The 13,590-nt window shown below is 66.5% G+C and carries 13 protein-coding genes; 7 read left to right on the top strand and 6 right to left on the bottom strand.

The features are described from left to right. Positions 1-33: 33 nt before the first annotated feature. Positions 34-1,620 carry a spermidine synthase gene (locus BLU74_RS06325; RefSeq protein ID WP_089766431.1) on the top strand — a complete coding sequence of 529 codons (1,587 nt, stop codon included), beginning with the start codon at positions 34-36 and terminating at the stop codon, positions 1,618-1,620. A gap of 14 nt (positions 1,621-1,634) precedes the next feature. On the opposite strand, the gene BLU74_RS06320 is transcribed toward BLU74_RS06325, so the two are convergent. The 4 genes from BLU74_RS06320 to BLU74_RS06305 all read right to left on the bottom strand — a co-directional run bounded on the left by BLU74_RS06320 (position 1,635) and on the right by BLU74_RS06305 (position 6,454). Further along, on the bottom strand, positions 1,635-2,354 hold the full coding sequence (locus BLU74_RS06320; protein WP_089766430.1) for a hypothetical protein: 720 nt from the start codon (positions 2,352-2,354) through the stop codon (positions 1,635-1,637). A 253-nt stretch (positions 2,355-2,607) separates the two neighbouring features. Continuing rightward, the gene (locus BLU74_RS06315; protein WP_089766429.1) at positions 2,608-2,802 is read right to left on the bottom strand and encodes a cold-shock protein; all 195 of its coding nucleotides are present in this window, start codon (positions 2,800-2,802) and stop codon (positions 2,608-2,610) included. A gap of 238 nt (positions 2,803-3,040) precedes the next feature. Further along, the gene (locus BLU74_RS06310) at positions 3,041-4,381 is read right to left on the bottom strand and encodes an FAD-dependent oxidoreductase (RefSeq protein ID WP_089766428.1); all 1,341 of its coding nucleotides are present in this window, start codon (positions 4,379-4,381) and stop codon (positions 3,041-3,043) included. A 129-nt stretch (positions 4,382-4,510) separates the two neighbouring features. Then, a complete protein-coding gene (locus tag BLU74_RS06305) occupies positions 4,511-6,454 on the bottom strand; it encodes a PAS domain-containing sensor histidine kinase (protein ID WP_089766427.1) in 1,944 nt (647 codons plus the stop codon). A gap of 241 nt (positions 6,455-6,695) precedes the next feature. On the opposite strand from BLU74_RS06305, the gene BLU74_RS06300 reads away from it, so the two are divergent. Further along, positions 6,696-6,869, top strand: a complete 174-nt coding sequence (locus BLU74_RS06300; RefSeq protein WP_089766426.1) for a DUF5786 family protein — start codon at positions 6,696-6,698, stop codon at positions 6,867-6,869. Positions 6,870-6,913: 44 nt separating this feature from the next. Here BLU74_RS06300 and deoC read toward each other — a convergent pair whose 3' ends face one another. Further along, the gene (deoC, locus tag BLU74_RS06295) at positions 6,914-7,552 is read right to left on the bottom strand and encodes a deoxyribose-phosphate aldolase (protein WP_089766425.1); all 639 of its coding nucleotides are present in this window, start codon (positions 7,550-7,552) and stop codon (positions 6,914-6,916) included. Positions 7,553-7,676: 124 nt separating this feature from the next. On the opposite strand from deoC, the gene BLU74_RS06290 reads away from it, so the two are divergent. The 5 genes from BLU74_RS06290 to BLU74_RS06270 all read left to right on the top strand — a co-directional run bounded on the left by BLU74_RS06290 (position 7,677) and on the right by BLU74_RS06270 (position 12,288). Continuing rightward, entirely contained in the window at positions 7,677-8,498 is an 822-nt protein-coding gene (locus BLU74_RS06290) for a DUF63 family protein (RefSeq protein WP_089766424.1), read from the top strand. 98 nt (positions 8,499-8,596) lie between these two features. Next, the gene (locus BLU74_RS06285) at positions 8,597-9,460 is read left to right on the top strand and encodes an ATP-dependent ribose-1-phosphate kinase (RefSeq protein WP_089766423.1); all 864 of its coding nucleotides are present in this window, start codon (positions 8,597-8,599) and stop codon (positions 9,458-9,460) included. A 49-nt stretch (positions 9,461-9,509) separates the two neighbouring features. Further along, entirely contained in the window at positions 9,510-10,031 is a 522-nt protein-coding gene (locus BLU74_RS06280) for a hypothetical protein (RefSeq protein ID WP_245705741.1), read from the top strand. A gap of 37 nt (positions 10,032-10,068) precedes the next feature. Beyond that, a complete protein-coding gene (locus BLU74_RS06275) occupies positions 10,069-10,797 on the top strand; it encodes a nucleoside phosphorylase (protein WP_089766422.1) in 729 nt (242 codons plus the stop codon). Between the two features lie 3 nt (positions 10,798-10,800). Continuing rightward, a complete protein-coding gene (locus tag BLU74_RS06270) occupies positions 10,801-12,288 on the top strand; it encodes an HPP family protein (protein WP_089766421.1) in 1,488 nt (495 codons plus the stop codon). Between the two features lie 25 nt (positions 12,289-12,313). Here BLU74_RS06270 and BLU74_RS06265 read toward each other — a convergent pair whose 3' ends face one another. Continuing rightward, on the bottom strand, positions 12,314-13,576 hold the full coding sequence (locus BLU74_RS06265) for an NAD-binding protein (RefSeq protein WP_089766420.1): 1,263 nt from the start codon (positions 13,574-13,576) through the stop codon (positions 12,314-12,316). Between the last annotated feature and the right edge of the window lie 14 nt (positions 13,577-13,590).

Raw genomic sequence — 13,590 nt, 5'->3', positions numbered from 1 at the left:
TCGTTGAAGGGCGCGCGGGACGCAGCACTGGTGATGAGCCAGCGGGCCCTCCCCAGTCGCCTCCCCACTCGACCCGAGACTGCCGTGTTCGTCTCGGGGGTGACCAGTATGGGACTGGAGATCCTCGCCGGGCGGATTCTCGCCCCCGAGTTCGGGAACAGCATCTACACTTGGGGCGGCATCATCGGCGTGTTTCTCGCCGCACTCAGCCTTGGATATCACCGCGGCGGCCGGCGAGCGTCCGCGAACGCCTCTCACAGCCGTCTCGTCTGGGTCTTCTTAGCGACCGCGCTCTACGTCGCCGGCGTGGTCCTCTTCGGGGATATGGTGGTGCGAGCGACCGGCCTCTTCCCGGTTCCGAGCCAGTTCGCGTCGCTGCCCGCGATCACCCTGCTGTTCGGTCCGCCGACGTACCTCCTGGGCTACGTCAGTCCGTACGCGGCGGAGCTCGCCGGAGGCGACGTGGGGGCGACAGCGGGGCACGTCTACGCGCTCGGGACCATCGGCAGCATCGTCGGGGCGTTCGCGACCACCTACGTACTCGTGCCGACGCTGTCGGTGCCACAGATCGGGCTCGTCCTGGGGCTCTCGGCGGTCGCTGCGGCCGCCGCCGTCGCTGCGCCCGACCTCATCGGAGCCACCGGTCTCCGGGTCGGAAGCGTCGCCCTCGCACTGGTCGTCGCGGCCGCGGTCGGCGGGGTCGGACCGGCCGTCGCCGGCGACTCCGTCTACAGCACCCAGACCGCCTACCAGGAACTCCGCGTCGTCGACCGCGGCGACACCCGAACGATGTACCTCGACGGGCAACCCCACAGCGCGATGGACCGCAGGGACGCGACGCGCCACGTCTTCGATTACACCCGCTACTTCCACGCGCCGCTGCTGCTCACCGAGGACGTCGACCGGGTGTTGTTCGTCGGCGGCGGCGGCTTCACCGGCCCGCGGATCTTCCACGAGATGTATCCGAACGTCACCGTCGACGTGGTCGAGATCGATCCGGCCGTCGTCGACGCGGCCGATCAGTACTTCGGCATTCCGGCGTCCGAGCGGATGAACGTCCACGTCGACGGCGGCAGACAGTATCTCGAGTCCACGAACCGCACGTACGATCTGATCGTCCTCGACGCCTATCGGAAGGACTCAGTCCCGTTCCAACTGACCACGGTCGAGTTCATGCAACTGGCCTCCGATCGCCTCGACGACGACGGTGTCCTGTTGGCGAACCTGATCGCCGCACCGAGCGGCCCCGCCTCGGAGTTCTACCGCGCGGAGTACGGGACGATGGAACAGGTGTTCCCCCGCGTGTACAGTTTCCCGACCGCGGGGGGACCAGTCGTGCAGAACATCGAGGTAGTCGCGACCAAGCGCTCGACGCTCGTGACCGAGGCGGAACTACAGGCGCGCAACGAGCGACGCGACATCGGCATCGATCTCTCGGGCGAACTGTCGTCGTATCGCCGCGACGAACCGACGCAGGACGTACCCGTGCTGACCGACGACCGTGCCCCGGTCGACACCCTCCTCGACACGACGGTCGGACAGCGGTACGTTCGCGTCAGAGCGAACGAATCGGGAGCCACTCGATCGAACGCCACCGTGACGGCCGCGGTCGAGGAGTGAGGCGTTCTGCCGACTCAGAGCCCGATGCCCCAGCGGAGATACACCATCACGGCAATGATGCTCAGTTGGAAGACGCCTTCGACCCCGCTGAGCTTCGCGTTTCGCATCCCGATCCGGCCGATGAGGTCGGTGTCGGGGTTCGCTGAGGTCATTTCGAGGTACATCCGCGCTTCACCGGGTAGCAGGACCCCGAAGCCGAGGAACGTGAGGATGCTCACGATGCCGAGCGCGGCCAGAATCGCCGGACCGGGCATCGCCAGCGACCCGAGGTTCGCGAAGAGCGACGCGGCGCCGCCGCCGACGATGACGCCGAAGAGCGCGAGCCATCGCCGATCTGTGAAGGCATCGAACTGGGAGGCGATAGCGACGAGCGCGGCGCCCATCGCGACCACCGCAAACAGTCCACCCCACGCCGCGAGCCCCGGCAGGTAGCCCATCCGACTCGCCAGAACCATCCCGCCGATGATCGTCGTGAACGCCAACGTCGGCATCAGGAACGTCATCTTCGGGGTGAATCGCTGGAACACCGCCGCGCGCTGCTCCACGTCGAGACCGCCGAGGACCGGTCCGAGGACCATCGCCATAAACAGGTCGATGCCGGTCCAGAGGATCCCGGCCATCACGTGGACGTACGTCAACTGTTGTGCCGTGCCGAACAGCGCCGTCGCGACGAGGAGACCGAGCGGCACGACGACCGCTCCGACGCCGAAGGCGGGGTTCGCCCGGTTCGCCATACCGCGGATCGTGCGAGTGATGCTAACGCTCACAGCGGTGGTGTATGAGTGCGGCATCAAATACGTACTGGAAGTGACAGTCCTCGGGACCGGCACCGTTCGGTGAAGAAAGGACTCGGAGACGGTGCCGCCTCGGCGCAGCGCTGTCGCTCCGTGGTGGTAGTGTCAGAAAATCGCGGATCGTGCGTCGCGTGCTGATCAGTTCACCGGGACAGCGTCCTGGCGAACGCAGACGGCGACGGCTCGAACCGGATTAGACGCGGACGACGTTCGTCGCGCGGGGGCCCTTGGGGGCCTGTTCGATCTCGAATTCGAGTTCCGTTCCCTCGGTGAGATCCTCGCCACCGACGTCTTCCATATGGAAGAACACGTCCTCGTCAGCGTCCTCTGTCTCAATAAAGCCGTAACCGCCCGTGTCGTTGAAGAAGTCAACCGTACCGTTTGCCATTGCGACTAAACGGACACCCAGTATGCATAAAAGGCTTCTGTATTCGTTTCCGGAATTCGCCGGCTAAAGGAAACGAATGACCGACTGCTGCCCGTTTCGAATTACAGTCCCGAAATCAGTCGGTTCTCGTGGTGAGGGGCGAACGATCTCGTGCGCAGCGCCGAATCGGTCCGTAGACCCACAGTTCGGCGCAGTCAGTGATCAGGTGACCGCGCTGGGCGGCAGGGCGGGACTGCGACTACGAGCCGCGGGGGAAGTGTTCGATGGTGTCGGCGCGGAAGGCCGCTTCGTCGAACGTGTAGTCCGCCTCGAAGAAGTCCAGGATCGTTTCGGTGTCCCGCTTTGCGTTCTTCAGACTCGTCGACGCGCCCGGCGAGGGCGTAATGTTGAAGATGATGTCGTCGCCGACGATCTTGGCCTCGCCCATATCCAGGGATTTCGCGCTCGTGTCGACGATCTGTGGTCGGATGCCTCCGTAGCCCGTCGCGCGCTCGATGTCGCCGAGTTCGACGCTCGGGACGACCTTCTGGACGTGCGGGAGGAACTCGCGCGTCCCGATTTCGGGGACGTCGTAGAGGAGGTTCTTGAGCACGTACGGCAGGAGGGTTCGATCGGCGAGGACGGTCGCGTAACTCAGGATCGACGCCCCGTCGAAGCCGAAGACGTCGACGAAATCCGAGACGGTGGAGAGACGACCGCGTTCGAGCGCGGGCACCAACTTCGCCGTCGGGCCGAATCTGGTGATACTGCTGTCGTGGACGTCGGCGTCGCCGTGGATCGCCGCGAAGGGGAGCTTCTTCATCTGTAGCGTGTAGACCTTCCCGTTCAGGAGGTCGTCTGCGAGGAAGAAACTGCCCGCCACAGGCAGGAGCGCCATCTCCTCGCCGTACCCGAGTTCCTTCGCGATCTGGAGGCTGTGTGACCCCGCAGCGACGACGGCGACCCCGCAGTCGACGGGGCCCCGGTCGGTGGTGAGCGTGTAGCCCTCGGTGTTGCGCGTGACGTCCTCGACGGTCGTGTCGGTGAGGACGTCGACGTGGGGTTCCTTGCGAGCCGAATCGACGAAGGATTTCGCCGTCTCCCCGTAGTCGACGACGTAGCCGTCCGGCGTCTGTAGCGCCAGCATATCAACGTCGGGGTCGCGTTCCGCTACGACCGCCGGTTCGATCTCGGCGATCTCGTCTCGGTCGATCGGACGGAGTTTCGGGAACAGGTCGCCGAAGCCCTCGTCGTGATAGCGCCGTTCGAGGCTCGCTACCTCCTCGTCGCCGACACCGAGGACCATCTTGCTGCGCTTCTTGTGCATCTCGCGGTCCGGATCGTGGTTCTCGAGGTAGCCCGCGAGCAGCTCCGCGCCCGTCTTGACGTCCGCGGCCTTCTCGAGCGTGTAATTGGTCTCGATGTCGCCGAAGTGCAGGGTCTGTGAGTTGTTGGTGTGGTGGGAGTTGATCGCCGCGATCTCCGGTTCTTTCTCGATCAGCGCGATCGATTCGATATCGGTGAAGGTGGCCGCCGTGTAGAGCAACGACGCACCGCTGATGCCGCCGCCGACGATGACCAAATCATATTTTCCTGACATTTTCGGGATCCTGTGAGGGGTCGATACCTCGGTCACGTCGCTCCAGCGGGATAACTCCACATTTTTCCTGCGAGGCGGAGACAACGGAGGGACAGTTCGGGACGGACGGCCGGCGAGCGTCGGTGACTCTCACGCGGTCTCGAAGACGAACCGAGCGCCCCCGTCGCTTCCGGACTCCGCCCGTACTGTCCAGCCGTGGGCCTCCGCGATTTCCGCGACGATCGAGAGTCCGAGCCCCGTTCCGCCGTTCGCACCCGAGTACCCGTGATCGAACACCGTCGACCGGTGTTCCTCCGGGATCCCGACGCCGTCGTCTTCGACGGCGAATCCCGTCTCTGTCCGCTCGATCGAGACAGTGATGTCCGCAGCGTCGCCTTCCCCCGAGCGGAGGAAGCCCGCGTCCTGAGCGTCTACGGATGCGTCTCCGGGATCGTCCGGCGTCCCGTGTTCGATGGCGTTCGCGAAGAGGTTCTCGAACAACTGCTGGAGTCGATCGGGGTCTGCCTCGATCTCCCCCGACGCTTCGATACGGAGGGCGGCGTTCGGCGTCGCGGTGTGTTCCCACGCGCGGCGAGCGACCTGTTCGATCGCGACCGACTGGGGTTCGTTGATCGGTTCCCCCTCTCTCGCGAGCGCGAGCAGGTCTTCGATCAGGGCCTCCATCCGTCGGTGCGCGCGCTCGACCCGATCGAGCGCGGCCTCGTCGCCCTCGCGAGCGAGTTCGAGATACCCCTGTGCGACCCCGAGCGGATTGCGAAGGTCGTGGCTGACGATGCTCGCAAACGTCTCCAGACGGTCGTTCTGCGATTCGAGACGGCGTTCGCGCTCCGCCCGTTCCATCGCGGCTTCCACGTTCGAGCCCAGGATCTTGCCGAGCGACTGCGCTGATTCGTCGAGGCCGTCGACGGTGCGCGAGCCCAGAACCAATACGCCGAATCGTCCGATCGGGACGACGAGTTCGCTGGCAACCCCGGACTCGTCGTGGTCTGCGCCCTCGACGTCTGACAGGTCCGGCACGTACCGCGGGGTCCCCGACTCGAACGCCTCCCGCGCAATGGCTGTTCCGTGGTGGTTCCTCGGGGGATCGCGGTGACGCTCCGTCTCAGCGCCCTCGGGGTCCAACGGCCGCAACTCGCCGTCGTCCTCCCGGACCATCGTGACGAAGTCGACATCGAGGAGGTCAGAGGCGGCCTCGATCGCGGCCTCGGCCACCGCCTCGACCGATCCGATCGTCACCAGTTCGCGGGTCGCCTCGTGTAAGGACCGTAACTGGGACTCATAGCGGTGTTCTTTCGTGATGTCGGTGTAGACTGCGTACCCGTCCGTCTCGGCGTCAGTCGAATCCAGTGGGATCGCCTGGAGCCGGAACACGCGAATCTCACCGGTCGCCGTCTGTCGGAAGAGTTCCTCGCGGCCGAACCATTCCCCGCTCATCGCACGGTCGTGGTGTCGCTCGAAGTCGTCTTCATCCGGAGGGACGATCAACTCGTCGAGCGGTCTCCCCTCGGCCTCGGAGAGCGAGTACCCGAAGCTCTCACGGAATCCGGGGTTGACGTCTCGGACCACCGGGTCGCCGTCGATGTACTCCAGTTCGGCGATCGCGTCGGAGGTGCTCTCGAACAGCGCCGAGAGTTTGTCGTGTTCGGCCGTCAGTTGCGCCTGTCGCTGTCTGCGCTGATCGTCGTAGACACCCACGCCCAGCCCGGCCACCGTGCCCATCGAAACGATGTGGCTGAAGATGAGCCACGGCTCGATCTCTCCCTGAACGATCTGAAAGAGATAGACCCACAGCGAGACTGCGAACAGCGCGAGAGCGCCCAAGAGTCCCCAGACCGTCACCCTGGAGACGAACTCCCCCCGCAATTCGGAGCGTCGAACGAGCAAGATCCCCGCGCCCACGATAGACAGATTGAGAGCGATCGGTAATGCGTTCTCGACGAGCGTGAGATACAGCGGGTTCGCCTGGACGGTGACGTCCTCGTACATATCGAAGAACGTGATCGAGGTGAGGAGCAGCCCGAAGAGCGAGAGGCTCCCACCGGCGAGGATCCGTCGCCGCGGCGTTATCTCCATTGAAACCCACTTACGGCGATCTATGTCAAAAACCCTTGGCTCGTCACAGATTCGGGCCGCAGCGGACGCACAGAGCCCGCTTCGAACAACTATGGGACCGCAGAGAGGTCCGCGATTCGGCGCCGATCCGTCTCGCTGACGCACCGTTGGTCGTCGGATCCACCCGGCATCCCATATGACAGCAGGTGTCGTCCGGCGACTGCTTCGTGTGGTTCTTCCGTGCCCGTACTGACCCACGGGTATGGGATTTGGAAGCTACGACGAGTCCGAGCAGGAAGACGCCACGACAGACACCGAAGAGGAGGGCGAAGCCGTCAACGTCCACGAACACGACCACGACGGCGACGTGAACGTCGAGGCCGACGTCGACACCGACGCACTCGTCGACCGCCTCGGCGAGATGCGCGAGGAGTAAAGAGGCAGTTCCGGGGTTCGGCCCGGTCGGGGGCGCGGCTCCGATTACTCGTCCGGGAACCCCTCGACGATGGCGACGCCCGAAGACGCCCCGATTCGATCGGCCCCGGCGTCCAGCATCGCCGTCGCTTCCTCGTAGGAACCGATACCGCCGCTGGCTTTCACCGGGAGATACTCCGCCATCAGTTCGACGTCTTCGACGGTCGCCCCACCGTCAGCGAAGCCCGTCGAGGTCTTCACGAAGTCCGCACCGGCCTCCCTGGCGGCCTCACACGCTCGGTGCGTTTCGGACTCGGTCAGCAGCGCGGTCTCGACGATCACTTTCACCGGAATCGGGACGGCGGCGACCACCTCGGCGATGTCGGCGGTGACGGTCTCGTCGTCCCCCGCTTTCAACCGCCCCACGTTGAGCACCATATCGACTTCGTCGGCACCGGTCTGCCAGGCGTCGACCGCCTCGCCGTGTTTCGCCGCCGTCGATTGCTGTCCGTGGGGGAACCCGATCACGGTCGCGAGGGTGACGTCGGGCGCGTGCTCCGCCGCCGCCGCGACGTAACACGGGGGGATGCACGCGTTCATCCCGTAGGATTCGGCCTCCTCGAGCACTCGCTCGACGTCTGCGGGCGTCGTCTCCGGACCTAAGACGGTGTGGTCGATGCGGGCTGCGAACTCGGCTCTGTCCATACCGTCTCCTCTACCCGCGGAGCGAAAAAAGCTACAGGCCGGAGACGGGCGTTCGGACCCCGCCGAGCGTGGCCCCGCCGTACCGCTCCGACACCGTTTTGCCTGCGGGTTCGGAGTCGGATCTATGGCGATACTTCCCGAGGGGTTCACGCTGCCGCCACCGCCGTATCTCGCGCTCCTGGCCGTGGCCGGTGCGCTCGTCGCTCGCGCCGCAGTGCGTCGCCGGCCGGCTGTCACGACGGATCGCATCCTCGCGCTCGCACCGTGGATGGTCCTGGGATCGGCCCTGCACGTGCTGTACGTCGCGGGGTCGCTCCCGTCTCTACTCCGCCCCCTCGCAGGAACTCCAGCCGTGTACGTCACCGTCGCCATCGCGGCCGTCGCCACGTGGCTCACGGTCGATTCGCCGTCTCGCGCCGAAACGGTCCCCTACACGCTGGCGGGCGTCGGCGGACTCGCCGCGGCGGTGGCAGTAATCGCGGGACTCCTCGCCGGCGCATCGGAGGGGACGCTGTCGCCGCTGCTGCCGGCCGCGGGGGTCGTCGTCGCGGGAATCGTTGCCGCGAGCGTGTGGGGCCTCCTCACGCGTGTCGTTCCGGAGATCGGGGTCACGGGACGGCTCGGCGCGTTCGCGCTGTTCGCGCACGTCCTCGACGGGATCTCGACCGCGATCGGGATCGACCTGCTCGGGTTCGGTGAGCGGACGCCGCTCTCGCGGATTATCATCGAGTTCGCCGCCGGCCTGCCGACCGCGTCGCTGATCGGGGCAGGGTGGCTGTTCGTCCTGGTGAAGATCGGGGTGGCCGCGCTCGTCGTGTGGCTCTTCGCGGATCTGTACGAGGAGGCCCCGACGCAAGCGCGGTTGCTCCTCGGCTTCGTCGCGGCGGTCGGGCTGGGCCCCGCCGTGCACAACGTGCTGCTGTTCACCATCTCTGCGCCCGCGTGAGCTCTCGGGGCGCCGTCGGGACGACCCGGCCGGCACCGACCCCGACGCGGAACCCACGGGGGCGAGCGTTTTTGTAACCGGAGACGGTAGCTCCGAGAATGGCCCGAGTCGTCTGTGCCGGACACCTGAACTGGGACGTGACGCTCCGGGTGCCGGCGCTGCCGGACCCGGACGGCGAAGTGAACGTCGACGAGCGGCGGAGCGGCGGCGGCGGCAGCGCCGCCAACGTCGCGAACGGCCTCTCGGACCTCGACGTCGAGGCGGCCCTCCTGGGGAGCGTCGGTGCCGACGAGAAGGGGCGGACCGCCCGCGAGGAACTGGCCGCTAACGGCGTGGACGTGACGAACGTCGTCGAATCCGCGTCACGCGAGACCACGACGAAGTACATCGTGGTCGAGCGGTCCGGCGAGGTGATGGTGCTCGGGTGTCCGGGAGCGAACGAGGCCTTCGAGGCGCGCGACCTCCCCACGTCGGAACTGGCCCGCGCCGACCACCTGCATATGACGAGTCAGCGCCCGGAAACGGCGACACGGCTCGCCGAGCGCGCTCGAGAACACGACGTCCCGGTGAGTTTCGACCCCGGTCGGCGGATCGACGACCGCGGGTACGGGCCGGCGGTCACCGCGGTGGAGTACCTATTCTTGAACGACCGCGAGGCCGCGCTCGCGCTCGACGCGTTCGATCTGAGCGACCAGACGCTCGTGCTCAAACACGGCCCGGAGGGCGCAGAGGTCCGTCGAGACGGCGACCGAGTCGCTCACCCGGGCTATCCGATCGACGCCGTCGACACCACCGGCGCGGGCGACGCCTTCGCCGCGGGGTTCATTGCCGCGACAGTCGACGGTGCGAGCGACGAACGAGCCCTCGCCGTCGCAAACGCCTGCGGGGCGCTCGCGTCGAAGTCGCCGGGTGCGCGGACGACCCTCTCTTGGGAAATGATCCGCGCGTTCATCGGCGAGTGATCGCGCTGCTGCCGCCTCGAAGCGGGAGAGTTTTACCGCCGGGACCGATGTGAGTGAAACCGTGACGGACGTGTTGGGAACCGCGGGTGCAAACACCGCCGGTGAGTTTGGGGCATTCGTCATCCTCTGTGCGGTCTGCGGGCTGTTCGGTGCGGTCGTGATGGACGTGCCGATGACCAGACAGGAGGACGGATTCACGCCGGCGTACGTCGCGACGAGCGTGCTCTCTCGATCTTCACCGGCCGAAGTCGCCTTCGGCGCGGCGTTCGCGCTCCACCACCTCACGGGCGTCCTCGCCGGGCTCCTGTACGCGGCGTTGTACCTCCTCGTTGCGGTCGGCGTTCCCGACGTGGCGACAGTCGGTGGGATCAGACTACTTCCGCACCTCGTCGCGACGGTACTCGTCGCCGGGTTCGTCTACGCGTTCTTCGCGTACCTGGTGTTCCCCCGGGCCGGCGGCTGGATCTACGAGGAGCGCGCGACGGCCGTCAGCGGGCGGTGGCTCCGCTCGACCGCCGTCTTCGGCTCAGTCCTGGCCCTCGTCGTCCCGGCGGCGACGACGCTCCTGTGACCGCGTCGTTTTTCACCGTCTCGCGCCAGATTCCGGTATGGCCAAGCAGCCTCACCTCCTCGTCGAGGAGGGCGACGTCCACGAAACTGCGCTCATCCCCGGCGATCCCGGTCGCGTCGATCGAATCGCCGCGCAGTGTTCGGACGCCGAGACGGTCGCAGAGAATCGCGAGTACACGGTCGTCAACGCGACCTACGAGGGCGTCCCGCTGACGATCTGTTCGACCGGAATCGGCTGTCCCTCGGCCGCCATCGCCGTCGAGGAACTCGCGGCTGTCGGCGTCGAGACCCTCATCCGCGTCGGAACGACGGGCGCGCTCCAGCGAGGTATCGAGATCGGCGATATGGTCGTCGCGACCGGCGCGGCCAAGGAGGAGGGTACCTCGAAGCGGTACGAAGACAGCGTGATTCCGGCCGTGCCGGACTACGACGTCCTGACGGCGCTGGTCGACGCCGCAGAGCGGAACGGAGAGGACGTCCACGTCGGCCCGATCGTCTCCGACGACGCGTTCTACACCGAGAGCGAGGAATACGTCGAAGAGTGGGAGGCCGCGAACCTCCAGGCCGTCGAGATGGAGGCTGCGGCCGTGTTCTCGATCGCACGTCGGAAAGACCTGGCCGCCGGTGCGATCTGTACGGTCGACGGCAACCTCGTCGAAGGGACCCAGAAGGGTGCGGACTCCGATTCGGAGCTTCCCGAAAAGGCGAAGGACAACGTCGAACGGGCCATCAGACTCACCTTAGACGCCGTCGTCGATCTCGCATAAGCGATGCGCGGACAGCGGCTCCTCGACCAGGCGATCGACCGTCTCGCCACGGCGCGGAGCCGCATCAAGCGGATCGAACGGCGCGAACTCTGGGAGTTCCGACGCTGGCTTCAGAACACCGACAATCTGCTTCACCTCTCGATCGTCCTGTTCGTCCCGGTCGTCATCGGGTTCGTCACGTACCTCTCGAACCAGGTCCAGACGCTGTCGTTCCTGCTCTTTCCGCCGCTGGCGTCGGGGACGTACACGCTCTTTTCGGATCCCGACGGGCGACACGCCGACCCCGTTCGCTTCGTCGCGAGTCTGAGCATCGGCGCGATCTGCGGGCTGATCTCTTACACCGCGACGGCCTGGGTATACGATGGCGTAGGCAGTGCGCTCGTCCACCCCGAGAGCGCGGCACTCGCGATCTTCCTCACCGGTCTGGTCACCTGGGCCGGTCACATCGAAGCGCCGTCGGCGTTCTCGACGGCCCTGCTCGCGCTCGTCACCGGAGACGTCGAGCCCGTGACCTACGTCGTCAGCGTGTTCCTCGCGGCGGTGTTCGTCGCCGGCGCGTTCGTGGTCTGGCGCGAGACGTTCTACGAGAAGCGAGCCGAGTACCTCTACGAGACGGTTCGCGGCGACGACCACGTACTCGTCCCGATGCGTGGTGAGACCGCAGAACGGACGGCGCTCTTCGGGGCGCGGCTCGCAGCGGCGCACGAGGCCGGGAAGGTCGTGCTCCTCGACGTGGTGTCCGAAGCCGAGACGGCCTCGGCGGACGGCGGCGTGTCGACCTTCGAGGACTCACGGCGCATTCACGAGGTGGCCCCGTTCGACGACGACACCGAGGAGGTGGCTGCGGCACCGAAGGTTGCAGCCGAGACCCGCGAGACGGTCGAGCGGCTCGAACGGTGTGCGTCGGACATCCACACGCGCGTCGGCGTCCCCTGTGAGGTGGTCGTCGTGGCCGGCGACTCGGTCTCGGCGACGATCGAAGCCGGCCAGAACGCCAATTGCGATCTCGTCGTGACGCCGTACGAAGAGGACCGGGGGACGCTCTCGCGGTACATCCGCGGGATCTTCGCCAGCCGCTTCGACGCCGTGGCGTTCCGCTCCGTCCGGGACAGAGTCCGGTGGTCTCGGGTGCTGGTGCTCGTGGCTCGCCCCGGCGACGTCGCCCACGGGATGATCGACTTCGCGTCCCGGCTGACGGGCGACAGCGGAACGGTGAGCGTCACCACCTGCATCGGGAGCGAAGTCGAGCGCCGGACGGCGGAGACGCATCTGGACCATCTGGTCGAGACCGTCGAAGGCAACGTCGAAACGCGGGTCTCGCGCTCTCCGGTCCAGGATTTCATCGCCGCCAACGCCGACGACTACGACCTGCTGGTCATCGGTTCCAGCGGGGAACGCTCGCCGGCGTCGCGGTTCGTCTCGCCGCCGACGTTCGAGCGGGTACAGGACCTCGAGTGCGACGTGGCAGTCTTCGACCGCGGCAACCTGTAGCCGTCCGGACCGGCCGGAGCGATCGTCACTGCGCTCTCTGGTCCCCGTCCGGCGGGTCACCGGTGTCATCGACTTCGTCTGCGGCGTCACTCACTGCCTCCGCGGCAGCTTCCAGGTCCTCGGACTCTCCGCCGGCTCCGAGGAGGCGCGCTTCGAGCGCTTCGGCCCCGTGACCGCCGAGGGCGGACTCCGCGAGAAAGTGTGCGCCGAGTGCCGCCGGGCTGATGACGGTGTCTGCGCCGGCGCGCTTGAGTTTGTTCACGTTCTCGCGCTGCGTCGCGGCGGCGACGATCGTCACCTCGGGGTTGAGTTGTCGGGCCGTCAGGATCGCCAGCGCGTCTTCCGCGTCGTTGTTCGTCGCGGCGACGACTGCCTTCGCGACCTCGACCCGGCCGCGGTGCTGCGCCTCTTCGTCGCTTGGGTCGTCCGTGAGGACGGTGTAGCCCCGGTCGGAAAGTCGACGGGAGCGCTCCTCGTCGGGGACGACGACGAGGATGTCTGCCTTCGTCGAGAGTTCTTCGAGAATCGGTTCGGTCAGGTCCCCGTGCCCGAGCACGAGGACGTGGTTCTCCAGTACGTCGAGTTGTTCTTCTGTCATACGTCCGAGTGCTTTCGAAAACTGCGCTTCGATCAGCGGCGTGAAGACGACACCCAGCACCACGGCGAACGACGAGACGGTCACCAGGAGGACCGACAGTGCGAACAGTTCGCCGATCGCCGAGTTCGGAGTGATATCGCCGTAGCCGACGGTGCTACCGGTGACGAGCGTGAAGTAGAACGCGTCCAGCGGCGTCGAGACGCCATCGAAGTGTTCCTGTAGGGCGAACGCGCCGGCGGTCCCGTAGCCCTGTGCGCCCGCCAGCGCCGCAAGCGATGCGATCTGTGTCGTCGTCAGTGAGACGGCGCGGTCGAACGTCCGGACGTTGAGTCCCACGACGACCAACGCGATCGCCGAGAGTCCGACCAGCGGCAGGGACAACTGTGAGGACTGCAGCACTCCCTGCGCCGCGGTGATCGGAAAGAGTACCAACACGGCGAACCACGCGGCCCGAAGGCGACGCCGGAGTCCGAACGCACACAGCAGGAGGATGAATCCCGTGAGCGTTCCGGTGAAGGCGGCCACCTGTCTGGCGATGCCGGGGACGAGAACGCCGATCACCCTGAAGTCCGCGCCCGCTCCAGCGCCGATGTTGGCGATGCCCGTCACGACCGAGAGTGCACCGACGAGAAGCGTCAGCACGACCGCGGCACGGGCACCGATCCAGTTCCAGTCCCGTACGGTGGCCATACCTGTCTCTCCAG

The organism is Halobellus clavatus (assembly GCF_900107195.1).
In the GTDB taxonomy this organism is placed as follows: Archaea; Halobacteriota; Halobacteria; order Halobacteriales; family Haloferacaceae; genus Haloquadratum; species Haloquadratum clavatum.
Note: the sequence above shows the minus strand (reverse complement) of the source record. Positions and strands in the feature narration are given on the sequence as shown.